At 57.4% G+C, this 23,438-nt stretch carries 20 protein-coding genes and 1 pseudogene; 11 read left to right on the top strand and 10 right to left on the bottom strand.

Going from position 1 to position 23,438, the window contains the following annotated elements:
* Nucleotides 1-11: 11 nt before the first annotated feature.
* A pseudogene (locus RHM68_RS26705) lies at nucleotides 12-122 on the top strand (hypothetical protein); the annotation flags it as partial.
* A gap of 74 nt (nucleotides 123-196) precedes the next feature.
* Here the strand turns inward: RHM68_RS26705 and RHM68_RS11750 are convergent.
* From RHM68_RS11750 to gnd, 3 genes are read right to left on the bottom strand one after another with little or no spacing between them, the layout of a single operon-like run.
* Nucleotides 197-1,018, bottom strand: a complete 822-nt coding sequence (locus RHM68_RS11750; protein ID WP_322223121.1) for an HAD family hydrolase — start codon at nucleotides 1,016-1,018, stop codon at nucleotides 197-199.
* Nucleotides 1,015-2,538: a glucose-6-phosphate dehydrogenase gene (gene zwf, locus RHM68_RS11745; RefSeq protein WP_322223119.1), complete on the bottom strand. Its 1,524-nt coding sequence runs from the start codon at nucleotides 2,536-2,538 to the stop codon at nucleotides 1,015-1,017. Before zwf ends, RHM68_RS11750 begins: the two co-directional genes overlap by 4 nt.
* Nucleotides 2,535-3,515: a phosphogluconate dehydrogenase (NAD(+)-dependent, decarboxylating) gene (gnd, locus tag RHM68_RS11740; protein WP_322223117.1), complete on the bottom strand. Its 981-nt coding sequence runs from the start codon at nucleotides 3,513-3,515 to the stop codon at nucleotides 2,535-2,537. Before gnd ends, zwf begins: the two co-directional genes overlap by 4 nt.
* A gap of 273 nt (nucleotides 3,516-3,788) precedes the next feature.
* Between gnd and RHM68_RS11735 the strand changes: the two genes are divergently transcribed.
* The 3 genes from RHM68_RS11735 to RHM68_RS11725 all read left to right on the top strand — a co-directional run bounded on the left by RHM68_RS11735 (nucleotide 3,789) and on the right by RHM68_RS11725 (nucleotide 6,536).
* Nucleotides 3,789-3,974 carry a DUF6026 family protein gene (locus tag RHM68_RS11735; protein ID WP_322223115.1) on the top strand — a complete coding sequence of 62 codons (186 nt, stop codon included), beginning with the start codon at nucleotides 3,789-3,791 and terminating at the stop codon, nucleotides 3,972-3,974.
* A 405-nt stretch (nucleotides 3,975-4,379) separates the two neighbouring features.
* Complete coding sequence (locus RHM68_RS11730) at nucleotides 4,380-6,128, top strand: phosphoethanolamine transferase CptA (protein WP_322223113.1); 1,749 nt, start codon at nucleotides 4,380-4,382, stop codon at nucleotides 6,126-6,128.
* A 174-nt stretch (nucleotides 6,129-6,302) separates the two neighbouring features.
* On the top strand, nucleotides 6,303-6,536 hold the full coding sequence (locus RHM68_RS11725; RefSeq protein WP_322223111.1) for a hypothetical protein: 234 nt from the start codon (nucleotides 6,303-6,305) through the stop codon (nucleotides 6,534-6,536).
* 93 nt (nucleotides 6,537-6,629) lie between these two features.
* Here RHM68_RS11725 and RHM68_RS11720 read toward each other — a convergent pair whose 3' ends face one another.
* From RHM68_RS11720 to speB, 4 genes are all read right to left on the bottom strand, one after another.
* Nucleotides 6,630-7,121, bottom strand: a complete 492-nt coding sequence (locus RHM68_RS11720; protein WP_322223109.1) for a GNAT family N-acetyltransferase — start codon at nucleotides 7,119-7,121, stop codon at nucleotides 6,630-6,632.
* Nucleotides 7,122-7,249: 128 nt separating this feature from the next.
* On the bottom strand, nucleotides 7,250-7,831 hold the full coding sequence (locus RHM68_RS11715) for a DinB family protein (RefSeq protein WP_322223107.1): 582 nt from the start codon (nucleotides 7,829-7,831) through the stop codon (nucleotides 7,250-7,252).
* Between the two features lie 18 nt (nucleotides 7,832-7,849).
* Entirely contained in the window at nucleotides 7,850-8,968 is a 1,119-nt protein-coding gene (gene zapE / locus RHM68_RS11710; RefSeq protein ID WP_322223105.1) for a cell division protein ZapE, read from the bottom strand.
* Nucleotides 8,969-9,098: 130 nt separating this feature from the next.
* Nucleotides 9,099-10,100 (bottom strand): agmatinase, encoded by a 1,002-nt coding sequence (gene speB / locus RHM68_RS11705; RefSeq protein WP_322223767.1) that lies wholly within the window; start codon nucleotides 10,098-10,100, stop codon nucleotides 9,099-9,101.
* Between the two features lie 272 nt (nucleotides 10,101-10,372).
* On the opposite strand from speB, the gene RHM68_RS11700 reads away from it, so the two are divergent.
* The 3 genes from RHM68_RS11700 (at nucleotide 10,373) to RHM68_RS11690 (ending at nucleotide 13,361) form a co-directional block, all read left to right on the top strand.
* Nucleotides 10,373-11,266, top strand: a complete 894-nt coding sequence (locus tag RHM68_RS11700; RefSeq protein WP_322223103.1) for a LysR family transcriptional regulator — start codon at nucleotides 10,373-10,375, stop codon at nucleotides 11,264-11,266.
* Nucleotides 11,267-11,358: 92 nt separating this feature from the next.
* Nucleotides 11,359-12,819: a nucleobase:cation symporter-2 family protein gene (locus RHM68_RS11695; protein WP_322223101.1), complete on the top strand. Its 1,461-nt coding sequence runs from the start codon at nucleotides 11,359-11,361 to the stop codon at nucleotides 12,817-12,819.
* Between the two features lie 68 nt (nucleotides 12,820-12,887).
* The gene (locus tag RHM68_RS11690; RefSeq protein WP_322223100.1) at nucleotides 12,888-13,361 is read left to right on the top strand and encodes an LEA type 2 family protein; all 474 of its coding nucleotides are present in this window, start codon (nucleotides 12,888-12,890) and stop codon (nucleotides 13,359-13,361) included.
* A 36-nt stretch (nucleotides 13,362-13,397) separates the two neighbouring features.
* On the opposite strand, the gene RHM68_RS11685 is transcribed toward RHM68_RS11690, so the two are convergent.
* Nucleotides 13,398-14,321: a carbon-nitrogen hydrolase family protein gene (locus RHM68_RS11685; protein WP_322223098.1), complete on the bottom strand. Its 924-nt coding sequence runs from the start codon at nucleotides 14,319-14,321 to the stop codon at nucleotides 13,398-13,400.
* An 84-nt stretch (nucleotides 14,322-14,405) separates the two neighbouring features.
* Here RHM68_RS11685 and RHM68_RS11680 point away from each other — a divergent pair, with 84 nt between their 5' ends.
* On the top strand, nucleotides 14,406-15,314 hold the full coding sequence (locus RHM68_RS11680) for a LysR family transcriptional regulator (protein WP_322223096.1): 909 nt from the start codon (nucleotides 14,406-14,408) through the stop codon (nucleotides 15,312-15,314).
* A gap of 3 nt (nucleotides 15,315-15,317) precedes the next feature.
* Here the strand turns inward: RHM68_RS11680 and RHM68_RS11675 are convergent, their stop codons facing one another.
* Complete coding sequence (locus tag RHM68_RS11675) at nucleotides 15,318-15,569, bottom strand: hypothetical protein (RefSeq protein WP_322223094.1); 252 nt, start codon at nucleotides 15,567-15,569, stop codon at nucleotides 15,318-15,320.
* Nucleotides 15,570-15,733: 164 nt separating this feature from the next.
* Between RHM68_RS11675 and RHM68_RS11670 the strand changes: the two genes are divergently transcribed.
* Nucleotides 15,734-16,051, top strand: a complete 318-nt coding sequence (locus RHM68_RS11670) for a DUF883 family protein (RefSeq protein ID WP_322223092.1) — start codon at nucleotides 15,734-15,736, stop codon at nucleotides 16,049-16,051.
* Between the two features lie 63 nt (nucleotides 16,052-16,114).
* On the opposite strand, the gene RHM68_RS11665 is transcribed toward RHM68_RS11670, so the two are convergent.
* The gene (locus RHM68_RS11665; RefSeq protein ID WP_322223090.1) at nucleotides 16,115-17,155 is read right to left on the bottom strand and encodes an Ldh family oxidoreductase; all 1,041 of its coding nucleotides are present in this window, start codon (nucleotides 17,153-17,155) and stop codon (nucleotides 16,115-16,117) included.
* Nucleotides 17,156-17,386: 231 nt separating this feature from the next.
* On the opposite strand from RHM68_RS11665, the gene RHM68_RS11660 reads away from it, so the two are divergent.
* Both RHM68_RS11660 and RHM68_RS11655 read left to right on the top strand, forming a co-directional pair.
* Nucleotides 17,387-22,198 carry a dermonecrotic toxin domain-containing protein gene (locus RHM68_RS11660; protein ID WP_322223088.1) on the top strand — a complete coding sequence of 1,604 codons (4,812 nt, stop codon included), beginning with the start codon at nucleotides 17,387-17,389 and terminating at the stop codon, nucleotides 22,196-22,198.
* A 210-nt stretch (nucleotides 22,199-22,408) separates the two neighbouring features.
* Nucleotides 22,409-23,404, top strand: coding sequence for a FecR family protein (locus tag RHM68_RS11655; RefSeq protein ID WP_322223086.1), 996 nt, complete (start codon nucleotides 22,409-22,411; stop codon nucleotides 23,402-23,404).
* The last annotated feature ends 34 nt before the right edge of the window (nucleotides 23,405-23,438 follow it).

The following is a 23,438-nucleotide window of genomic DNA, read 5'->3' as shown; positions in this document are numbered from 1 at the left end:
ACCTGCCCACACTCACTGGAGTGAAGCAGGCGTTTATCTCCGGACACATGAGCCGCGAACAGTTCAAGGCCCTGGCCATACCGATCAATACCGGGACCAACCTGCCAAGCGTGGCGATACCGGGTGTGTACTGAGTTTCTGGCCGTACACAAAACAGTGTGGGAGCACGCTTGCTCCCACAGGGCTGCCGGGCTGCTTATAGAGGTAGGATGTAGCGCTCAATCGCCTGCGCCGCGCCATCTTCAGTGTTGGTGCCCGTGACGACATCGGCCTGACGCTTCACCGCGTCCTCCGCCTGACCCATGGCAATCGACAAACCAGCCCGGTGAAACATCGCCGGGTCATTGCCGCCGTCACCCAACGCGGCGGTGTGTTCCAGCGGTACACCGAGGTACTCGGCGAGTGTCGCCAGCGCTGCGCCTTTGTTGGCTTGCATCGCCGTCACGTCCAAATAAACCGGTTGTGAACGCGAGACCTGAGCCTGGCCATGTACTTTGGGCGACAACAACCCTTCCAACTCGATCAGCAACTCGGTGTTGTTGCTGGTAGCGACGATCTTGTCGATGCGCTCCAGATACGGCTCAAAACTCTCGACCACCACCGGCGGATAGCCCAAACCGTTCTGTTCACGCGGCACCATCGGCCCGTTCGGGTCCTTCAACAACCAATCGCCGCCACTGAACACCCAGATTTCGATGTCCGGTCGATCAGCAAACAGCGCCAAGGCCGTCAGCGCTGCGCCGGTCGGCAGATAGTGCGCAACCAATAGACTGCCGTCCGGGTGGACAATCGTGCCGCCGTTGAACGCCGCCGTGGGCAAGTCAACACCCAAAGCCTGTATCTGTTGCAGCATGGCTTTGGGCGGTCGCCCGGTGGCCAAGCTGAACAACACGCCCGCCTCACGCAAGGCTCGGACCGCCTCAATGGTGCGCGGACTGAGGCTGTGATCCGGCAGCAACAAGGTACCGTCCATGTCACTCAGCAAAAAACGGATGGGATGTTTCAATACGCTGCTCATCCGAGGCTGTGCCAAACGCGGCCATCGCGTGCAAGCAGGTCTTGTGCGGCTTGTGGGCCATCTTCACCTACCGGATAGCTCTGCACACTCGAGTCCTGTTGCCAGGCATCGAGGAACGGCTGCACGGCTCGCCAGCCGTTTTCGATGTTGTCGGCGCGCTGAAACAGCGTCTGATCGCCGGTCAGGCAATCGTAGATCAACGTTTCGTAGCCGGTGGACGGCTGCATTTCGAAGAAATCCTTGTAGGCAAACCCAAGCTCAATATTGGCCATGTTCAACGCCGGCCCCGGCCGTTTGGCCAGCAGGTCGAACCACATACCCTCATTGGGCTGAATCTGGATCCGCAGGTAGGTCGGTTGCAACTCATCGACCTCGGTATCGCGGAACTGCGCGTAGGGCGCAGGCTTAAAGCAGATAACGATTTCGGTATCACGCACACTCATGCGCTTGCCGGTGCGCAAGTAGAACGGCACGCCAACCCAACGCCAGTTGTCGATCATGACTTTAAGCGCGACATAGGTTTCGGTGTTGCTGTCGCCAGCAACATTGCCTTCCTGGCGGTAACCGGCCAACGGTTTGCCGTCAACCTCGCCAGCGGCGTATTGGCCGCGCACCGAGTTGGCCCGCGCATCCTCGACGGACCAAGGGCGGATCGCGCCAACCACCTTAGCCTTTTCGCCCCGTACCGCGTCCGCACCAAAGGCTGCCGGCGGCTCCATCGCGACCATCGCCAGCAGTTGGAACAGGTGATTGGGCACCATGTCCCGCAAGGCGCCCGTGTGTTCGTAAAAACTGCCACGGGTTTCGACACCGACCGTTTCGGCAGCGGTGATCTGTACGTGGTCGATGTAATGATTATTCCAGAACGCTTCGAACAGGCTGTTGGAGAACCGGCTGACCAGAATGTTCTGGACGGTTTCCTTGCCCAGGTAGTGATCGATCCGATAGATCTGCTTTTCCGACATCACCTTGAGCAAGCAAGCATTCAAGGCTTCGGCAGTTTGCAGGTCAGAGCCAAATGGCTTTTCGATGACCACCCTGCGGAACGCTTCAGGGGTCTCTTGCAGCAATCCGGCAGCACCGAGACGGCGCACGACTTCGCTGAAAAAACGCGGGGCGGTGGCCAGATAGAACACCGCATTGCCAGTGCCGCTGTCGGCAATTTTTGCCGCCAGCGCTTGATAAGTGCTGTCGTCCAGAAAGTCGCCCTGGACGTAGCTGATGCCTTTCGCGAGCTGGCCCCAAAGTTGCGGATCAAGCGCTTGATCGCCCTTGCCGACCTTAGTGGCCGCTTCAGTGCGGATGAAGTCTTCGAGTTTCTGGGCGAAGGCTTCATCGCTGATAGCGTTGTGGTCAACGCCGATGATCCGCAGTCCATCCCCAAGCAGGCCGTCGCGGCTCAGGTTGTACAGCGCCGGCATCAGCAGACGCTTGACCAGATCGCCGTGAGCGCCGAACAGAAATAACGTGGTCGGTGGTGCGGGTTCTGCCTTGGATTTCTTGCGGATCGTGTTGGTCATTTTTTCGGAGTCTCCACGTGGCCGCCGAAGCCGAAGCGCTGGGCTGAGAGAATTTTGTCGCCAAAGGTGCCTTGCCCGCGCGAGCGGTAGCGAGAGAACAGCGAGTTCGACAGCACCGGTACGGGCACCGACTGCTCCATGGCCGCTTCGATGGTCCAGCGGCCTTCACCACTGTCGGCCACAGCACCGGAGTAACCGTCGAGTTTCGGATCACTGGCGAGGGCGTCAGCGGTCAAATCGAGCAACCAGGAGGAGACCACGCTGCCGCGACGCCAGACTTCGGCAATGTCGCCGACATTCAGGTCGAAGCGCTGGTCTTCCGGCAGGTTTTCGCTGGCCTTGGTCTTGAGGATGTCAAAGCCTTCGGCGAAGGCCTGCATCATTCCGTACTCGATACCGTTGTGGATCATCTTCACGAAATGGCCAGAGCCCGCAGGGCCAGCGTGAATGTAGCCTCGTTCGGCGCGATCATCGTCGGATTTACGGTCCTTGGTGCGCGGGATGTTGCCCACACCTGGCGCCAGGCTTTCGAACAACGGATCCAGGCGTTTAACCACCTCTGCTTCGCCGCCGATCATCATGCAATAACCGCGATCCAGACCCCACACGCCGCCGGAGGTGCCGACGTCGATGTAGTGCAAGCCTTTCTCGGAGAGGATTTTCGCCCGGCGGATGTCGTCCTTATAGAACGTGTTGCCACCGTCGATGATCGTATCGCCGGCATCAAGCAGCGTACTCAGGGTTTCGATGGTGTCTTCGGTCGGCTCGCCGGCCGGCAACATGACCCACACCGCGCGCGGCTTGGCCAGGCCAGCGACCAGCGCCGGCAAATCGGCGACCCCCGTTGCGCCTTCTTCGGCCAAGGTATCGACAAAAGCGGTATTGCGGTCATAAACAACGGTGGTGTGCCCGTTGAGCATCAGGCGCCGCGCAATATTGCCGCCCATGCGGCCCAGTCCAATAATCCCGAGTTGCATGTGCTGATGCTCCTTACTGCCAATAATGTGTGTCAAAGGTTATAGCCCAACGCGTTCCATGAGAGTTAGTCCAGAGCGCTGGAACATAGTTTCCGGGCATTGTGCCCGATACAGAGGGATAACGTCGGGAAACGCGCAGAAGACACACCGACCCTGAAAAATAAAAAAGTTCCTTTCGACGGCAAAAGAAATCAAAATCCGCGCCGATAGTGATTGTGTCGTCTGCAAGACCGACACTTTCACAGTTGATGCATGCCATTCGCGAGGTGAGCAATGGACACAATCGTTACCGCACGTCCCCCACAAACTCTCTATGTCACGATTCGTCGTGATGAACTTCGCCAGTTGAAAGACGAACGCGACGCCTTGAAGCACCAAATGCATCAACTGCGCGAATTGCTCCAACAGGCGCAGCTAGCCGGCCAGACACCGCTGGCCTTGATCTCGACAAACCGCTGATAACACCGCAAACGCAACGTTTCCATCTGCATTGCGGCATCAACCGCAATGCCTAACCACGTTGCGTTTAGTCGCGAACACTGGTCGCGCCTCCCTCTTTAGTGACCCATTTCTCAGGCATCGCCTAGCGCGTTTCTGCTGAAACGTGCTCGCCACGGCAGCGACCTGACGGTTCCGGTCAACCAGGCGCAAATCTGTTCTGGCGAATCAAACCGCCCACTTCCGTTCGATTTATAATCACCCCCCCCCAAAACTGTCAGTTACCTGAACAACACTCACAAAGTTTTCACACGTTAATGGCGATACTCCCGCTCCTTGTGGGCGTCCGGTTCTCGGACGCTGGTTTTTTATGAATTGGCATGATGACGCCAGCGACACAATGACGCGGGCGGGAGTACGTATTTGATGGCAGTGTTTGAACGCAGCAAAACGTCTGCGAAAGGTTTCGATTGGGCCGGGCTTATCTGGCTATTTGTATTCTTCTGGTACTTTTCCGGCATCACCCAGCTACTGATCCAGCTCACGGGGACCTCCGGTTTTACCGGCTTCCGTCAAGCGTTTGTGATGAGCGCGATCTGGCTGGCGCCGATGCTAATGTTCCCCAATCGCACACGGTTGATGGCCGCACTGATCGGTGTGGTGCTATGGGCGTGTTCAATGGCCAGCCTGGGCTACTTCTTTATCTATCAGCAGGAGTTTTCCCAGAGCGTCATTTTCATCATGTTTGAGTCGAACGTTTCTGAAGCCGGCGAATACATGACCCAGTACTTCGCGTGGTGGATGGTGCTGGCCTTCATCGCCCACACGGCATTCGCCTATTTCCTCTGGACCCGTTTGCGTGCGGTGTACATGCCGCGCTGGAAAGCGTTTGCCGTCGCAACCGCGATTCTGGTAGCAGTGATCGGTTATCCGCTGGTCAAACAGACCGCCCGCACCGGTAGTTTTGCCGGGGGGTTCGAAAAGTTCGAAACCCGTATTGAGCCGGCCGTCCCTTGGCAAATGGCAGTGGCCTATCACCGCTACCTCGAAACACTGGCCGGCATGCAGGACATGCTTAACAGTGCGAGCAAGATCGCGCCGTTGAAAAACCTCAAGGATTCGATGGCCAATCAACCGGCGACCCTGGTGCTGGTGATCGGCGAGTCCACCAACCGTCAGCGCATGAGCCTGTACGGCTACCCTCGGGAAACCACGCCGGAACTGGACAAACTCAAGGAACAGTTGGCGGTGTTCAATAACGTCATCACCCCGCGCCCTTACACCATCGAAGCGTTGCAGCAGGTGCTGACCTTCGCTGACGAAGAGAACCCGGACCTGTATTTGTCCACGCCGTCACTGGTCAGCATGATGAAACAGGCCGGTTACAAGACCTTCTGGATCACCAACCAACAGACCATGACCAAACGCAACACCATGCTCACAACGTTCTCCAAACAGGCCAACGAGCAGGTGTATTTGAACAATAACCGCAACCAGAACGCGGCTCAGTATGATGGCGACGTGATTGCGCCATTCAACAAGGCTCTCGCCGACGCGGCACCGCGCAAATTGATCGTCGTCCACCTGCTCGGTACGCACATGAGCTACCAGTACCGTTACCCGCCGACCTTCGACAAGTTCAAGGACCGTAAGGGCGTGCCGGAGGGCGTGAGTGACGATCAAGTCCCCACCTACAACAGTTACGACAACGCAGTGCTGTACAACGACTTTGTCGTGTCGAGCCTGATCAAGGACTACGCCAAATCTGATCCGAACGGTTTCCTGCTGTACCTCTCCGACCACGGTGAAGACGTATTCGACTCCGAAGGGCATAACACCTTGGGCCGCAACGAAAACAAGCCGACGGCGCCGATGTACACCATTCCGTTCATGGCTTGGGCCTCGCCAAAATGGCGTGAAACCCATGACTGGAGCTTTGCCGCCGACCTGAGTCGGCCTTACGTCAGCTCGCAGCTGATCCACACGTGGGCTGATCTCGCAGGGCTGAGCTTCGATGAGCTGGACCGCAGCAAAAGCCTGGTCAGTGAGAGCTTCAAACCGCGACCGTTGATGATCGGCAATCCGTATGAACGTCAACAGCGCCCACTGATCGACTTCAGCCTGATCAAGCCTAAACCTGCGTCTGCCGCAGACCCGGCAGTGGTCAAACAGTAATCCTGCAAGGGGCCGATTCCGGCCCCTTTTTCATGGCGAAGAATCAAGCCAGGAGTACCCATTGACTCAAAGAGGCGTGTGTTAACCCCGACTTAATGAGATCTACCGATACTGCGCCCACGACCTTAAATCACGGACGAAAGGCAATCACACATTCTCAGTGGGACACCCTTTATGAAACTTACACCTCTGATCCTCGCCGGCTTGCTTACCTTCTGCTCGGCCAGCGCATTTGCTGAAGGTGGAGCCGAACGCATGAGGTATTACTTTGACAACCTCTCGCTGAACCAGCAGCAAACCCAGGGTAAGACCGAAGCGACCGTGTCGCTCGACAAGAGCAAAAATACTCAGGCCAAGGTCGAGGTTCCAACCGATCAAACCGCCCAGGTCACCCAATCCAACTCCTGATACCCGCAGCTCCGATGGACCTCTGACGGCCCCGCTCCGCCGCCAGAGATGATCGTTTGGGTGCCCTGATGGGCGCCCTTTTTTCTGGCTTCGTTACAGCGCCTTGGTCCAGAACAGCATGCGACCATGCGCGGGATCGAACATGCCAGGCGCAAACCCGAACTTGCCATAGGACGCCTGCGCGATCGCGTTGCCTTCCAACACTTCCAGGGTGATCTTGCAGCAGCCTCGCTGACGGGCGATCTCTTCGACCTTTTGCAGCATTTTCTGGCTCAGGCCCAACCCGCGAAACTTCGACACCACCGAGACATCGTGAACGTTGACCAGCGGCCGACAGGCAAAGGTCGAAAACCCTTCAAAGCAATTGACCAGCCCCGCCGGCTCGCCATTTACAAAGGCCAGTACGCTGAAGGCGTGAGGACGCTTGGCCAGTTCGCCCGGCAGTTCCTGTAACACGTCGGCAGACAAGGGCTCGCAACCCCCCATCGGGTCTTCAGCGTAGTGGTTCAACACTAATAAAAGGGCCTCGGCATGCGCCGGGTTGGTGTAGCTGGCCTGAGTCACAAGAATTTCTACGGATTCCATTTCCATACTCGATTGCACCTGAAGTAGCCTCAATGCGTCTTCTGCGCACTGGAAGGACGACGGACATTATCGCGACAACTGCGATGGCGACAATCGATTCCTTGAAGACACGGCGCTGCTTTTTATCGTCAATGCCCCCAAACCAAAGCCTCGGTCCAGCCTAGCTCGGCAAAATCCTGCGCCCTCGCCCCAGCTTCCCCGGCACAGAAGAACTCGTCCAGTTGCGGCGGTTTGATCGACGTGCCGCTGAGCATGGCGTGAACCTGCCCACGATGATGGGTCTGGTGCTGAAACAGGTGAGAAAGCATGCGCAAACGGCTGTCATGCTGGGGCGTGTCTCGGGCGATCATCACCAAGCGCCCCAAGTCCGCATCACGCAGTTGTTCGCAGTAGGCAATCAGTCGTCGGTCCACCTGAACCTGCTCACGCCGGAGGTCTGCGCCAACGGTAAACGGCTCATCATCCTTGAAAAACACATAGCAATCGGCATGCGGCTCGGCGCCGCGCAACTCGCGCTCAAGTGCATCCACATAAAACCAATCGCAGGTGAGGATGTGGTTGAGCGTCTGGCGAATGCCAGGAAAGAAACTGACCCGCAACGCCACCAGTTCATCCGCGCTCAGTTGCCCCCAAGCGTGGGCCAATCGGTGATTGGCCCACGCGTTTTGATAGGCCAGGGTCAGTAAATGGTGCGACAAAGGTTGCTTCATATTCAGTTCTCGCGGGGATCAGGCTTCAGTGAAACGTTGCAGCTGCATTTCCTGTAAACGGCTGAGGGTGCGACGGAACGGGAACTGCAGATAACCGTCGGTGTACAGCGCGTCCATCGACACTTGCGCTTCTAGGTACAGCGGCACCTTGCGGTCATAACATTCGTCAACCAGGGCGATAAAACGCCGGACACCATCATCGTGCATCGACAACTGCGGCAACTCGCGATCGCCTGCCACGACTCGCTCAATACCGTCTTCGGTGCCTCGGGCGATACGCCCTTCGCGTTTTTGTGAACTGAGGTTGGGCACCTCGCTCATGACAATCGCACTGAACGTGTCGCACAGGGCCATAAAGTCCATGGCGGCGAAGGGCTGCTCACACAACTCGGCATAACGGCACCAGAGGACGGTGGCGCTGGCCTGCACGACGTGAACCGTGCGGTAGCCGACCTTGACCGGGTCGCCGGACACCGACTGGTCGTGCGTCAGTGCCGTGAACACCTTATCCAGAGCACTGGGCTGCCCCGGCACACCCACCCAATAGCGCTGCAAACCAGCGCCGGGGTGCAAGCGGTGATCTTCACCGCCGTCCACCACAACCACCTGCATATGCCGCTTGATCGCCTCGATAGCCGGTACGAAACGGTCGCGATTAAAGCCATCGGCGTAGAGCTGGTCAGGAGGCTGATTAGAGGTGCAGACGATCACCACGCCCTCCTCAAACATCACCTGAAACAAGCGTCCGAGAATGATCGCGTCACCGATGTCGTTGACAAACAACTCATCGAAACACAGCACCCGTACTTCCTGGCTCAGCTTACGCGCCAGCGCCTTCAGCGGATCAGCGGTGCCGGTCAGTTGGAATGAACGCTGATGCACCCACCCCATGAAATGGTGGAAATGCTGGCGGCGGGCCGGGACACGCAAGGTCTGATAGAACTGATCCATCAACCAGGTTTTACCGCGACCGACCGGGCCCCAGAGATAAACGCCCGTTATGGGCTTACGCCCCTCATGCAGTGCTTCATGGCATTGTTGCAGCGCCCACACCGCACCTTCCTGGGCTTCGTCCTGCACGAAGCCCTTCTGTTCGATGGCGTGTTGCCAAGCGCTCAAGGGAGAATCGAAAGTCATAAGAGCCGCACGTTCAGGGCTGAAGTTGCGCAGTATGCCAGCAAAAAAAGCCCGTGCAGGGGTTTGGGAAGCAACGAAACAAAAACAGCACTTAAGCTCGGGCGACCTAGTGTACGACCTGCCTACAGGCTCACCTGCCCTGGTTTTTCACAGAGTACCCGGAGCCAACCGCGACCTCATCGACCTTATGTTTGGCCGCATACAAACACAGCATTTCCATCGCCAGCGTCGCCGCCGCCAGCGAGGTAATGTCCGCGCTGTCGTAGGCCGGCGCGACTTCCACTACGTCCATCCCCACCAGGTTGATACCGCGTAACCCGCCGAGAATCTCCAGCGCCTGCACGGTGCTCAAACCACCACACACTGGGGTCCCGGTGCCAGGGGCAAACGCCGGATCAAGGCAATCTATGTCGAACGTCAGGTACACCGGGTGGTCACCCACCCTTGCCCGAATGGCCTCAACGATGGCATCGCAACCCTGACGGTGGACTTGGCGTGCGTCCAGCACCTGAAACCCCATGGGGTGGTCGTTAGTCGTGCGCAGTCCAATCTGCACCGAGCGCGACGGGTCCACCAACCCCTCCTTCGCCGCATGCCAGAACATAGTGCCGTGATCCACACGCTGTCCGTCCTCGTCGGGCCAGGTGTCGCTGTGAGCGTCGAAGTGGATCAGCGACAGCGGTCCATACTTGCGCGCATGGGCCTTGAGCAGCGGATAGGTAATAAAGTGGTCGCCGCCAAAGGTCAGCATCGCGCTGCCGGCCGCAAGAATGTGTTCGGCATGCGCTTCAATGCTGTGGGGCGCCGACTGTGGCGTGCCGTAATCGAAGTCGCAATCGCCGTAGTCGATCACCGCCAAGTGATCGAACGGGTCAAACGTCCAAGGCCAGTGACGTTCCCAGGCAATCCCGGTAGACGCAGCCCGAATGCCCCGTGGCCCGAAGCGAGCGCCTGGACGGTTACTGGTGGCCGTGTCGAACGGCACGCCGCTGACGGCGACATCGACACCGCGCAAGTCACGGCTATAGCGACGACGCATGAAACTGGTGATGCCGGCGTAGGTGCTTTCGGCGCCAGTCCCGTAAAGACTGTCGCGGGTCATGGCCTGATCGTTTTGCATCGGGACGTCCATGCTGAGTTCCTTGTTATTGGCGGCTACGGAAGGTGGTTCACGCTGACGAGTGTCCTTGAGGCTCATGCTGCGAAGCGCAAGGCACAGGCGGCCATGGGCCAGATCACTGATCTACCGGGCTACGCCGACAGGGTCATGGCGAAAACCAGTGCTGGGGAACACAGCGGCCATGACGCACACCTAAGCGGTTGGAGTGGTGGCAGGATGCACGCTCAGATACATTGGAAAAATATCAAGTTAGTTAACCTGACTTTATCCAGGAGTAATGTTTGATGCTCGGCCAACTCCACGATCTGGACCTGCAATTGCTGCGACTGTTTGTGTGCGTGGTGGAGTGTGGTGGTTTCAGCGCGGCCCAAGGAGAACTGGGCTTGAGCCAGTCGAGCATCAGCCAGCAAATGGCCCGGCTCGAAACCCGTCTCGGCTATCGGCTCTGCAGTCGTGGCAAGGGCGGATTCAAAATCACCCCAAAGGGTGAGCAACTGCTTAGCGCAATACGCCTGTTATTCCAGTCCATTGAAGCTTTTCGTCACCAATCCAACGGCGTAGCCGGACGCCTGATTGGCGAAGTGCGCCTGGGCTTGTCCGAGGCCCTCGACCCCTTCGTACTGCAACGGGTCGCCGAAGCGATTCGGCGCTTTCGCGAACGGGACGAATCGGTGCGTATCGAGTTGATCAGCGCCATGCCCGGTGAAATGGAGCGACTACTGCTCCAACAGCGGTTGGACCTGGCGATCGGCTATTTCTCACAAGCGCAAAGTGCTTTCGACTACCGCGAACTGTTTAGCGAAACCCAGCACTTGTACTGCTCTACGGGTCATCCGTTGTTTGCCGATGCCGACCCCGATGATCAAGCGCTTCAGACCTGTGATCGGGTAGACCACCCTTATCGTTTTTTGCGTAGCGACGAACCCCTTCAAGGGAAGCGGTTTTCGGCGCGTTCGGAACAAGTCGAAGGTACCCTGGCCTTTATTCTTTCCGGCAAGCACGTCGGGTATTTGCCGAGTCATTTTGCTCGCAGCTGGGAAAACAACGGTTTACTCAAAGCCGTGCGCCAAGGTGAGATGAGTTTCGACGTACCGTTTCATCTGGCACGCCATCGAGCACAGACACCGGGGGATGCGCAGATCGCCTTTGAAGAGGATGTGCTAGCGGCGTTTGCTTAAGCGCAAACCCAGGCACTCGCTACCCTAAGGTCTTTCTGGCATCCTGCGCGTCCATTTTCTGACCCGGCCCGCCTTCTGGCCTGCACTCCATCATGACCGCCTCCGAAAAAGCACCCGCCTCACGCAAAAACGACCTCATCTACGGCCTCAATGACCGCCCACATTTGACCGCCACAGTCTTCGCCGCGCTGCAACACGTACTGGCGAGCTTCGTCGGGATCATCACCCCAACCCTGATCATGGGCGGCGCGCTGGGGCTACAAAGCGAAGTCCCCTACCTGATCAGCATGGCGCTGTTCGTGTCCGGGCTGGGCACGTTCGTTCAGGCGCGGCGGTTTGGCCCGGTGGGTTCTGGTTTGCTGTGCCTGCAAGGCACCAGTTTCTCGTTCATCAGCGTGATCCTCAGTGCGGGGTTCATGGTCAAGGCCAGGGGCGGCGGCACCGATGAGATCCTTTCGACGATTTTCGGCGTGTGCTTTTTCGCCGCTTTTATCGAAGTGGTGTTAAGCCAGTTCATCGGTAAGCTGCGGATGCTGATCACCCCGGTCGTGACTGGCACCATCATCACCCTCATGGGCCTGTCGCTGATCAAGGTCGCCATGACCGACATCGCGGGCGGTTTCGGCGCAGCGGATCTCGGCGCGTCCCGCCACCTTGCGCTCGCGGCGCTGGTGCTCGGGACCATTGTGGTACTGAACCGGATTGATGTGCCGTTCTTGCGCCTGGGCGCAATTGTCATTGGCCTGACGCTCGGCTACGTCGTGGCCTGGCTCATGGGCGACGTCGACTTTGCCAGCCTGCCCGCCATGCCACTGATGAGTGTGCCGGTACCGTTCAAATACGGCTTTAACTTTGATTGGGTAGCGTTCGTGCCCGTGGCGGTGATTTTTTTGGTATCCCCGCTGGAAGCCGCCGGTGACCTGACGGCCAACTCGATGATTTCCAGGGAGCCGGTCAAAGGTCCGGTTTACATTCGCCGGATCAAGTCCGGATTGCTCGCCGATGGCCTCAACTCGGCCATGGCCGCTGTGTTCAACAGCATGCCGATGGTGACCTTCGCGCAGAACAACGGCGTTATCCAGCTCACCGGCGTGGCCAGCCGTTATGTCGCGTTCTTCATTGCCGGCCTGCTGGTACTGCTGGGGCTGTTCCCGATAATTGGCGCAGTGCTGCAACTGATGCCCAAGCCCGTGCTCGGCGGCGCCGAGCTGGTCATGTTCGGCACCGTTGCCGTGGCCGGGATCAAGATCCTTGCTGAGGCCGGCCTGCATCGGCGCAACATGCTGATTGTGGCGATTTCCCTGGGCATGGGCCTGGGCGTAGCGGCGGTGCCACAAGTCCTGCAAGAGTTGCCGATGGCGCTGCACATCATCTTCGAATCGCCGATCACCGTCGGCGCGTTGTGTGCCATCGTGCTCAACATTTTCCTGCCCGAAGAATTCATCGAGCTTGAAGAGGATGATTTCGATCCGGAAGCCTCCATTTTGCAGGTCATGGAAAACCCGGATCTCCCCCTCAAGGGTGAACGCGCCGCCACCCAAACGGTCGCATAGTTGAATCGCCAGAATGCTTATGGGCTGAGCCAATGACCATTCGGCCCTTTTCATAAGAGACCCTGTCCATGCGCAAATTCCTCGCACTACCCCTCGCGTTGTTACTGCTCTCGTTAAGCGCTTGCGCGCTGTTTCCCAATCGCGACCCGCTGAACATTAACGTGGTCGGCATCGAACCGTTACAAAGCCAGGACCTGGAAGTGCGCTTCGCGGTAAAAATCCGTCTGCAAAACCCTAACGAAACCACCATCGACTACACCGGAGTGGCCTTGGATCTGGAGGTCAATGACCGTCCATTAGCTTCTGGTGTCAGCAATCAGTCGGGCTCGATTCCGCCTTTTTCTGAAACAGTGTTGACGGTGCCGGTGAGCATCTCTGCGTTTTCGGTGTTGCGGCAAACCCTAGGCCTGAGCCAGACCCAAACCCTGGATAACCTGCCATACGTACTGCGGGGCAAACTGGCGGGCGGGTTGATTGGCACACGACGGTTTGTCGACACTGGCCGACTCAGCTTGCCTCGGTCCAGCACTGGCGCCTGGTGACGCACAGTCAAGGAGTCAACACCGCTCCAACGCTCGTCAAGTGTTGAAGCGCACGCCGGGCTTGGCCCGCTCATCCACGGTCAACTCGAACACATCCGGACGGGCGTAGTGGCCCACCACATCGTAGTCGTAACGAGCGCGGATCAAATCGTCGGTGTCGATTTCAGCAGTCAGCAAACCAGGGCCGTCACGCAGCGGCCCTGCCAGAACATCGCCCATCGGACCGACAATCACACTGCCCCCCGCAATTAATGGCCGGTCCGCCGGCCAGTGAGCGATGGACACTCCCAGCGCCTGGGGTGAGGCCTGAACCTGACAAGCGCTGACCACAAAACACCGGCCTTCATGGGCGATGTGCCGCATGCTGACCTGCCACATCTCCCGCTCATCCACCGTCGGCGCGCACCAGACTTCAACCCCTTTTGCATACATCGCCGTGCGCAACAACGGCATCATGTTTTCCCAGCACACCAGCGCGCCTAGCCGTCCGACCTGACTGTCGATCACGGCTAACGTCGAGCCATCTCCAGTGCCCCAGATCAGCCGCTCGGTGCCGGTCGGCATCAGTTTGCGGTGCTTGGCCACCAGCCCGGACTGCGGTTCGAAATACAGTGCGGTGCAGTATAAGGTACTGCCCGCCCGCTCGATCACGCCAATGACCAGGTTAGCGCCGGTACGGGCCGACAATCCGGCTAAAAGCTCAGTCTCGGCGCCAGGGACGTTGATGGCATTGGCGAAGTAGCGGGCAAACGCTTCACGCCCTTCCGGCAGCCGGTATCCCAGTTGAGTTCCAAAGCTTTCTCCTTTCGGATAACCGCCCAGTAAAGCCTCAGGCATTACCACCAGTGCGGCACCGGACTCAGCAATAGTGTTTTCCCAGGAAAGGATCTGTTCCAGGGTGTCGGTCTTGCCGCCGGGCGAGGCGCCGATTTGCAGCGCAGCAACAATTGACTTGGGCATCGCGATGACTCCATTCGTATCGGGTGTTGCTCATACTGAGTCGCTACCCGATGATGAATAAAGCCCCATTGACTGCTGAATGATATGAGCAAAATAAATATCGCAACACTCGACCTCAACCTGCTCAAAGTCTTCGAAGCCTTGCACGAAGAGTCCAGCGCCAGTCGTGCGGCATTACGTCTGGGCGTCACGCAATCAGCCGTCAGCGCTGCATTACGCCGACTGCGAGATGCCTATGGCGATCAGTTATTCGTGCGCACCGGCCGCGGTTTGTCACCCACGCTCAAAGCCAACCAGCTGAAACCGGTGGTCAGCGATGCCCTGAATAAATGCCGGCAGAGCCTGGAGATGGTCGATCCGGCAGCGAATCACTATGAAGGGCGTTCAGTGACGGTGGGGTTGTCAGATGATTTCGAGATCGCCTACGGGCGGCAATTGATCGAGGAAATAGCCCGCTGCGCACCGAAGCTGCGCCTGATCTTCCGTCAGACCCACAGCCAGATAGTGGGCCAGGCATTGATGGAGCGCAGTATCGACCTGGCCATTACCGCCGGCGGCTTTGCAGAGCGCATGCTCAGCCGCCAGGTGCTTGGCGAAGGCGGTTACGCCTGCCTTATCGACCCCGCCAGCTTGGCCGAGGGGCAGCAGACCATCAGCCTTGAGGAGTTCGTCGCGCGTGAGCACATTCTTGTGTCGTCGAGTGGTTTTATCGGGATCACCGATGAAGGGCTGGCGGCGCTGGGGCTGAGTCGGCGGGTGGGCGCCTCAACCACCCACTTTGCGGCGTTACCGTATTTGCTCAAAGGTAGTCAGGCAGTGGCGACCATCCCGAGCCATGCCGCAGCGAGTATCGCGGCACTCTGCGGTTTGACCCTGTTGCCCTGCCCTTTGGCATTGCCCCGCTACCCGATCGAACTGGGCTGGCGCACCTGCTCGCAGCTCGACTCAGCGGTGTTGAAAGTGCGCGAAGCGATTGTGAGCAGTTTTGCGTAAGCGTTACTTGGCGGCCATCAACCGATTGACCTCGCTGCGCACCATATTGGCGAATTCCGGGGGGGACATGCCGTCAAGTTCAGCGCGAACCCACTCGGCCCACTTACCTTTGCGCTTGGAACGCTCGCCGAACAGGCGGGCCGCTTCGCCCTTGGACTTGCCCAGGTTACTTTGCCAGAGATCGAAAAGACGGGATTTCTCATCTTCAAGTGCCGCTCGCTCGGCAAGGGGTTTGTCGGCCAGATTGAAGCTCATGGGATTTACCTGCTGCGTAAATAGGCGACATCTTACACTGTAGGAAGAAATGTCCTGCCCTGGATTTTTCCTCAGAGTGGAGGCTATACGTAAAATCGCTGCAACTTTTTCAACGTCGCAAGACTCCATTGTTCACTGTCCATTCACCTTCAAGGAATTACCCAATGGCCCGTAAAACCGCCGTGCAAGCCGCCGAAGATCAGATCAAGGATCAAGCGTTCAGCGAGCTTAAGTCGCTGATCGAAGAGTCGGACAAACTGCTCAAAAGCAGCGCCTCACTGGTTGGCGAGGAAGCAGATACCCTTCGTGGGCAAATTGCCCAGAAACTCCAACAGGCGCTGGATTCGGTGTCCAGCGTTCGGGATCGGACCAAGCCGGCGGTCGAAGCCACCGAAACCTACATCGGTGGTCATCCTTGGCAGACCGTGGCGATCTCTGCCGGTTTTGGCTTGGTGGTCGGGCTGCTGCTGGGACGTCGTTAAAGCCGTTTGAGTCAAGAAGGCGAGCCATCAAGCTCGCCTTTTTTCATTCCGGTGTCCGGACGGTCAGAGTCCGGCCAGTTGCCGCAGGTTTGCCAACGTGTGGCCATCAAGCGCAATCCCTTCAGCGCCGGACCTGGCCCGCTGGTGGTGGCGCCGGTCGCCGGGCAAACGTTTAAGCCCGACGCCGTGCATTTGCCGCACCAGCTCCTGACTGCGTTCGGCGAAGCTCTGCCCGGCCGCCTTGCTCGGATCGATCACGATCAGTAACTGGCCGGTCCATGGGGTTTTGGCTCCGGGGTGGTTCGACCAATCGAACTCGAACGAGAAATTGCCGCCCGTCAGGGCCGCCGCCAACAGTTCCACCATCATCGACAACGCTGAACCCTTGTGCCCGCCGAACGGCAACAAAGCTCCGCCTTCGAGAATAGCCTTGGGGTCCTGGGTCGGCTGGCCCAGGCTGTCTACGCCCATGCCTGCTGGCAAGCGCTCACCCTGGCGTGCGGCAATCTGGACATCGCCATGGGCAATGGCGCTGGTCGCCAAGTCGAACACAATCGGTTCACCGTCAGCCCGCGGCGCAGCAAAGGCAATCGGATTAGTGCCAAACAACGGACGATCAGCGCCGTGAGGCACCACGCAGGTCATGCTGTTGACCACACTCAGGGCGACCAGCCCTTCATAGGCAAAAGGCTCGACATCCGGCCAGAGCGCGGCGAAGTGATGAGAGTTGCGGATCGCCAACACCGCAATACCGGCGCTGCGGGCCTTTTCAATCAACAAGGGCCTGGCGGCGGCCAGCGCGGGCTGAGCAAAACCGTTGCCAGCGTCGACCCGTAAAAACCCGGAGGCCACATCTTCGATTATCGGTACGGCCTGCCCGTTGACCCAACCGCTCTTCAGCGTCGACACATACCCGGGAATACGGAACACGCCGTGACTGTGGGCCCCATCGCGTTCGGCGCCAGCACAGTTGAGGGCCAGTATCCTGGCGACGTCGGCCGACGTGCCATGACGCAGGAAGACCTGCTCGAGCAACGCAACAAGGGAATCGAAATCGAGCGTTTGCGTGTTCGAACTGACGGCCATTTCGGGCGATGCGGTCATCTGAGGCTCCAGTTTTATTATCGAGTACGGGCAACAGGCTGAAACGAGGTTGCAGGGCAACCCCACAAATAGGCGTCGATTAAGTGCTGTTTTAGAGGTGTCCTGTCAAGCCTCTGCACAATCAACAGTGCAAGCAATATGTACCGCACTCAGTGGTAGCGAAGCCCTTAAAGTTTTTCCTCAGCCCAGCCTTCTGCAATTAACGCCCATTGCAGCCCTTGAGGAAACACCATGACGGCTCGCCCTCTTCCGTATTTTTTTGACGAAGCAGATCTGGCTTCCAACAAAAAACAACCCGACGCTCGAGAAAACGCATTGGGTTTCACCGTCGCCGACCTGAAGTGGTTAAAAGCGGTTTACTTTCCAAACCACGCCGCCCGAGCGGCCCAAGTCCCGGGAATGCGCATCGATCGCCTACTGCTGACCCCAACCATTGCACTGGCCGGTGTGTTTACGATGAGCAAACCCGACAACGGCGAGGCCGTGCTTTATACGCCGTGGAAGGGTCTGACCAAATTTGCCGACATGGATGACCTGAAGGCCAAGGTCGGAGAATGGCTGGGGGACCCGGCCGGCAAACGCGAACTGTCGCGCTATCTCTCCATTGAAGAGAGAAATACGGCCCTGACGACTGAACCCCTAATCCTGACCATCGAACAGATCAATGGCGCAGTTTTTCAGGATCAGGAAGGCCTCATTGAACGTAACCAACAAAAAAATCTCACCGCCATGCTCGGCGAACTGCTCAAGTTCCCGACGTTGCGGTCCATGCTCGATGACGCCCTAAAAATGGCGTTGGCCAGTCACTTCCCTAAACTGGACCAGCGTTACACCCGGCTCAAAAGCTTTGGCAATACGTTTACTACTCACCCAGACGCCGGCGGTGCTGAAAATCGCCATGAGCTGTCTTCACTGTCATTGAACGATGCTGTTCTGTACTTCTACCTGAGCAACAGTTGGCCGGAGGGTGACAAAAGAGCATTTGCCCACCCTGCACACCGTGTGAGCAGTGAAGCCGACAATCAGGCCTGGGAGCTTGCGATAAAAGAGATCGCCCAGAGCTTCACCCCTTACCTGTTAAGCCAGCTTGAGACGTTCTGGAACAGCGCGATGAGCAATGGCCTGTCCCGCTCGGACTTTTTTGCGCAAAGCATGCGCGACACCTATTGCGTAGAACTCTTGCTCAAACGCCAAAAAGCAATCCTGAGTACAGCCCAATATCTGCAACTAATGGATCCCCGGATTACCGGCCAAGAGGAGAGTGCCGATTCAAGCAACCCGATTCGTATCGAAAAAGTACGTGTCGTTGCACCCTATAGAAAACCAATCGAGTTGGCCTCGACATTGATGATTGGCATCTCTGATACCACTGCGTTCCTGTACAGCCAGGCCAGGGGCATCGAAACCAGCGGCAATCTGGCCGACATCAAGAAAACATTATTGGACATGATGAAAAGCGCCGGCCACGAGGACAACTTGCTCAACGTGCTGGCCCTTGAAGAGCGCGACCTTCTGGTGTCACTGGGTCAGCAAGAGCGCTTGATCGCCGGTGAGCCGATCGTCGGCCCGGTGTTCCAGCAACTGATGACCGATATAAAGGGCAAACAATCGCAGAATCTGGCCTATGCCTTGGGCCAGTATCGTGAAAGTGAAGGCAACCTTGATCCTCATGCCTTGCTCGACAACGTTCTCGATATCCGTGTCTGGATCGATAAAAGACTGCTGGAAGCCAGCACCAACGGGCGCTGGAGTACGCGTGCCGATCAGCGATGGAGCGCCCAACCAGCAACCGTGCGCGCGGCATCGGCAATCGTGCAGTCGGCAATGCTTTCAAGCGTTGATCACGCCCTTCAAGAGCAGCTTGAAAAGCATCCGCCTATTCTGGCCTCAACGACCACCGTCACCAAGGCGGAAGGCATCGTTAGCGAATCTTTGAAACTGCTGAGACCCAAGTTTGCTCACACATTGTCCACGGCCTTGCGCAGCGAACTCAAACTACGTAGCCAGAGCCGCACGCTCAGCGCTGAACACCAAGCCATAATCCAGACGGTGCTCGACACACCCGTTCGCCTGCAACGCGGCACTCTGAACGGCTTTCTACCGGACGTTTTTTCCCTCGCCCTCAAGGCTGGCAGCGCTGACACGCTACTGAAGCTGGCCAGTTGCTTTGTTGCCACCGAACGCGGCGGCCTGGACCTGGAACATTCCGGAAAAGCCATTCTCTGGACGCCGGCCCTGGGGTTTGAAGCCTATCCGTCACTGACACCCTTATTCGCGGAGCTGAACAGACGCCTGCTCAGCGACGTAGAGCGTCTGGTGCTGTTGGAGAATCTTGGACGTAGCGAACGAGCGCCGGGGCAGTTGTTCTCCCTGGCGCCGCTACAATTGATCCATGGGCACTTTCTAGAACAGCTGCAAACCCCCTATGTTCAACTGGACAAAACGTCTGTCGAAATAGCACTGACGGGCTCCCTGCCCTCGTCCCTGCGAGCTGATCTGCTGTGCCTGACGGCACTGGCCACGCCGATGAGCGGGTTACAGCGGGCAATGGATCTTGCTCAGTCACTGATTACCCGGCAAAAACTCCCTGCATGGCTGGCTAACGCGAGCATGGAAGATCAGGTATTGCATGCCGAACTGCTAACGCAATACGTAAACAACGCCAGTGACAACAAGGACTACCTCAGCGGCATCCGCGCGCTGGAGCGCACAGCGCACCATGAACTTAAAAAGCAACTCAACGAAGATGAATTCGACATTGACCCGGACACCGTAGCGATAAAAATAAATCCCCGTGCGCTGTTCGACGCACAGACGCAAACCCTGCCAGCCTTTGCATTGACTCATTGGCACGACCTGAACAGTCTCAGTTTCAAGCCGGTGTCTCTGAACACCGCTATCCTGCCGGCCGCGCTGGACGAAAACTACCTCAGGGGCCTGGTACGAAACTTAAAGTCGGGTGAATACCAGCGCGCAATACTGCACGCGGCCTTTGAGGAAACTAATGCCGACGCTGCATCGCGCAGAAAACGCTTCGCCACCCAATTGCCTTGGCAACTTATGCACTACGCCCATGGTGAGAAACTGCAGGAGCGCCTCAGCGAAAGCGGGTTTGACCTGATTCGGCAAATCATGAACATGCCCGATGCAATCGCCCGTGAAGCCGTGGTTGGCACCAACGCCATCATTCGCCCCCTTGAGCTCCTCGGCAGCGGCAGTGAATCACTCATCCAAATACCCGGTACTTATCTGATCGGGCCAAAACCAGACACCACGGGCCCGCAAATTCTGCTCGCCCCCTACAGTCCGCAGCACGGTTTGAAAGAGTATGAAACAGAGGGTGCTTTACTGGCCGAACTGAAATCAACCGGGCCCTTGCAAAACTGGGTGCTTAATACGTTGTCACCGGCAGACCAAGTTCACTGCAAAAGCCGGTTGACCTCAACTAGCGAGATCAGTCTGGCGTCCAATCCTGTTCGGGGAAACCTGTTCAAACAATTGTTCAACGACAACGCGCGACTATTGGCTAGGTTATTGGCCTGCCAATCAAACACAAATGCACAAGGCGAATGGGAAACAATCAAACGCGTACTGGGGAAAGACCGTGGCCAGGCTTTTACCTTACTGCCAGGCAAGCTTGTCTATCCCGTGACCGTATGGCGCAGCTACGGTGAACTCAAGGAGTCTGCAGAAGACCTGCAGGAAAACAACTGGGTGCCCGCCGCCAAAAAGTTTATCAGCGGCATTACTCAGTTGGCGATGTTGCGCCTATCGATGGAGCGTCATGAACCTTCGCCGCCAACGCCAACGCCAACGCCAGAGACTGCAGTTGAGTGGCAGCACATCGACGTAACAGATCCCGCACGTACCCGAATGCAGCGCTATGAAAGCACAGAAGTAACTTTAAGCGACCTTACCTCGAACCACGCTCAAGGAATCTACACCGACCCCGCCACCCAAAAAAATTACGCCGCAGTTGAAGGCAAGGTCTACCCCATCAACAAGCGTGGCCAACGTTGGCGCATCCGAGCTAATAACATGGATGGCCCGCCTATCGTTCAAGACGTTGCCAAACGATGGGTAACGCACTCAGCGGAAAGCGTGCGTAGCTACAGCCTGACCAATCGGGTTAGGACGTGGCTCGCTGTTCGCAGCAGCATCAATGTCGAAGCAGACGGGATGTCCGAAATACGTAAGCTGTTTCCCATCAGGGCCCGGTTGATCAACGAAGGCCTTGACCTTGCAACGACCTACGCGTGGAACAGCTTTCGCAATCTACAGTTGTTAAAAGCCCCGGGGACTCAAGTAACACCTGTGCATCAACTCATCATGGACTTTCTCGATGTACCGGCCGTATTACCCGAGCACGTCGTACTGCTTGAAAAAATAGTCACCGATATTTTTGCTGGTTTGCTGGACCCGACGCTCAGGAAGGAAAAATCCAAACGTTTTGTGGTTGGGAGGAACCTGGAGGAACCGGAAAACGTCTTCGGATTTGTAGTGCTGTTGGATAGGGCACAGAAAATCTACTTGGCAGAAAAATTTTTCCAACCCAATTTCGATCATTACCGAAACTATATGACTGACGCGGCGTTTCCCATCAGCGCCCATGCCCGCGCGGCCACCTTGCTACATGAACTTTCGCACATCGTCAGCAACACAGAAGACATCATTTATCTCGACTCCTCTCGACCGTTTGTTGACCTCATCGAAACCTCCAGCGCCCGTGCCAAAAGGCTCAAGGACACGTTGAGCCGAATTCAAAACACGGGACTGTCAAAGAAATCTTCTTTGGCCGAGCTCTTCAAGATCTATAACGACGAAGACAATATCTGGGAAGATCTAGGTGCCACAACGTATGAGAACACTGACGCAGTGTTGGCCAGGGTGTTGAGTTTGACCGGTCAAGCGACCCTGACTGACGCTCGCACGACGTTCATGAACAACTCCACGGTAAGGCTAGTTGTACAACTGGCCAACGCCGACTCGGTTACATGGCTCATCAGCTATCTGGGGCGCAAGCTTCACGTCAACACCCCTTGATCAAACCGTTCAACAGCTTTATCGCGGGAACCTGCGCCACCCTAATTTTCTTGATCATTTTTTCACGTCATTTATGGATACTGTCGGGCGTCGGGCTGTTTTTAAGGCTTTGCCGAGAAAAATACGCTCACATTGATGGGCAATTGCCATGATTGGAGGTTCTCGCTAACTTCTCCTCAAGGTTAGAATGCGGCAAATCAGGATGAGTCAATGACCGAACACACCCTCTCGGACGTGGAATACGACACTATCACCGATGCCGCCGCGCACTGGTGCATGCGTTTGCACGCCAGTGATTGCACTGCGCAGGAGCGCCAGGCTTTTGAGCAATGGCGCGATGCGCACCCGCTGCATGCTTTCGAGTATGAGGCGATGCTGGAGATTTGGGATGTCGCTGGTGATTTGCCGCGAACTGAATCCACCACTCCAGTGCTGGCGGTCACGCCGTCAATGCCTCGGCGTCGATTCGGCATTAGCGCCGCCTGCGTCCTGGCATTGCCTCTGGCGGCTTATACCGGCTGGAACCTGGGATGGTTGCCCAACGCGTACCAGCACGTCCAGGCCACCGACAATGTCCGTCAAGTCACACTGAGCGACGGCAGTCAGGTGGAGCTGAATCTGGATAGCGAATTGACCTTCAGTAATTACAAGGATGAACGTCGGGTCACGTTGAAAAAAGGTGAGGCCTTCTTCCGCGTCAGTCACGACATCACGCATCCCTTCATTGTCAAAGCGGGCGAAGGCCGGATTCGGGTGACCGGGACCACCTTCAATGTCTGGATGTATGAAGATCAGGTGCGCGTTAATCTGATTGAAGGTTCGGTTCTGGTCAGTAGCAATGATGTCGTTGCAACGGACGGTTTACGTCTTGGGCCTTTAATGCAGGCCCGCTATCGGCACGGTGACGCCTCGCCCCGGGTCACTCAGACCTACGCCAGTGACACGGCTCTGGCCTGGCGCAATGGCAAGCTGATACTTAATGACCTGCCGCTGAGCGATGCACTGCCCCTGATCAATCGCTACCTCAGCAAACCGCTGATGCTGGCCGACAGCAGCGCCGCATCAATACGCATCGGCGGCATCTACAACATTACGGAGATAAATGACCTGGTGGCGTCCCTACCGCGCGTATTACCGGTCTACCTGACCCGTAACCAGGACGGCAACCCCGTACTCAATTCGCTCCCGCAGGCACCAAAAAGCTGAAATCCGCAACCCTGAGGGGTGCGGCTTCCAATGG

The sequence above is a fragment of the Pseudomonas sp. DC1.2 genome (assembly GCF_034351645.1).
Classification (GTDB): Bacteria; Pseudomonadota; Gammaproteobacteria; order Pseudomonadales; family Pseudomonadaceae; genus Aquipseudomonas.
This window is presented reverse-complemented; position numbering and strand designations above follow the sequence as displayed.

Excerpts from the sequence above, each read along its gene's own strand:
- RHM68_RS11750 (WP_322223121.1), bottom strand. The coding sequence starts at position 1,018 with ATGAGCAGCGTATTGAAACATCCCATCCGTTTTTTGCTGAGTGACATG.
- zwf (WP_322223119.1), bottom strand. The coding sequence starts at position 2,538 with ATGACCAACACGATCCGCAAGAAATCCAAGGCAGAACCCGCACCACCG.
- gnd (WP_322223117.1), bottom strand. The coding sequence starts at position 3,515 with ATGCAACTCGGGATTATTGGACTGGGCCGCATGGGCGGCAATATTGCG.
- RHM68_RS11735 (WP_322223115.1), top strand. The coding sequence starts at position 3,789 with ATGGACACAATCGTTACCGCACGTCCCCCACAAACTCTCTATGTCACG.
- RHM68_RS11730 (WP_322223113.1), top strand. The coding sequence starts at position 4,380 with ATGGCAGTGTTTGAACGCAGCAAAACGTCTGCGAAAGGTTTCGATTGG.
- RHM68_RS11725 (WP_322223111.1), top strand. The coding sequence starts at position 6,303 with ATGAAACTTACACCTCTGATCCTCGCCGGCTTGCTTACCTTCTGCTCG.
- RHM68_RS11720 (WP_322223109.1), bottom strand. The coding sequence starts at position 7,121 with ATGGAATCCGTAGAAATTCTTGTGACTCAGGCCAGCTACACCAACCCG.
- RHM68_RS11715 (WP_322223107.1), bottom strand. The coding sequence starts at position 7,831 with ATGAAGCAACCTTTGTCGCACCATTTACTGACCCTGGCCTATCAAAAC.
- zapE (WP_322223105.1), bottom strand. The coding sequence starts at position 8,968 with ATGACTTTCGATTCTCCCTTGAGCGCTTGGCAACACGCCATCGAACAG.
- speB (WP_322223767.1), bottom strand. The coding sequence starts at position 10,100 with ATGGACGTCCCGATGCAAAACGATCAGGCCATGACCCGCGACAGTCTT.
- RHM68_RS11700 (WP_322223103.1), top strand. The coding sequence starts at position 10,373 with ATGCTCGGCCAACTCCACGATCTGGACCTGCAATTGCTGCGACTGTTT.
- RHM68_RS11695 (WP_322223101.1), top strand. The coding sequence starts at position 11,359 with ATGACCGCCTCCGAAAAAGCACCCGCCTCACGCAAAAACGACCTCATC.
- RHM68_RS11690 (WP_322223100.1), top strand. The coding sequence starts at position 12,888 with ATGCGCAAATTCCTCGCACTACCCCTCGCGTTGTTACTGCTCTCGTTA.
- RHM68_RS11685 (WP_322223098.1), bottom strand. The coding sequence starts at position 14,321 with ATGCCCAAGTCAATTGTTGCTGCGCTGCAAATCGGCGCCTCGCCCGGC.
- RHM68_RS11680 (WP_322223096.1), top strand. The coding sequence starts at position 14,406 with ATGAGCAAAATAAATATCGCAACACTCGACCTCAACCTGCTCAAAGTC.
- RHM68_RS11675 (WP_322223094.1), bottom strand. The coding sequence starts at position 15,569 with ATGAGCTTCAATCTGGCCGACAAACCCCTTGCCGAGCGAGCGGCACTT.
- RHM68_RS11670 (WP_322223092.1), top strand. The coding sequence starts at position 15,734 with ATGGCCCGTAAAACCGCCGTGCAAGCCGCCGAAGATCAGATCAAGGAT.
- RHM68_RS11665 (WP_322223090.1), bottom strand. The coding sequence starts at position 17,155 with ATGACCGCATCGCCCGAAATGGCCGTCAGTTCGAACACGCAAACGCTC.
- RHM68_RS11660 (WP_322223088.1), top strand. The coding sequence starts at position 17,387 with ATGACGGCTCGCCCTCTTCCGTATTTTTTTGACGAAGCAGATCTGGCT.
- RHM68_RS11655 (WP_322223086.1), top strand. The coding sequence starts at position 22,409 with ATGACCGAACACACCCTCTCGGACGTGGAATACGACACTATCACCGAT.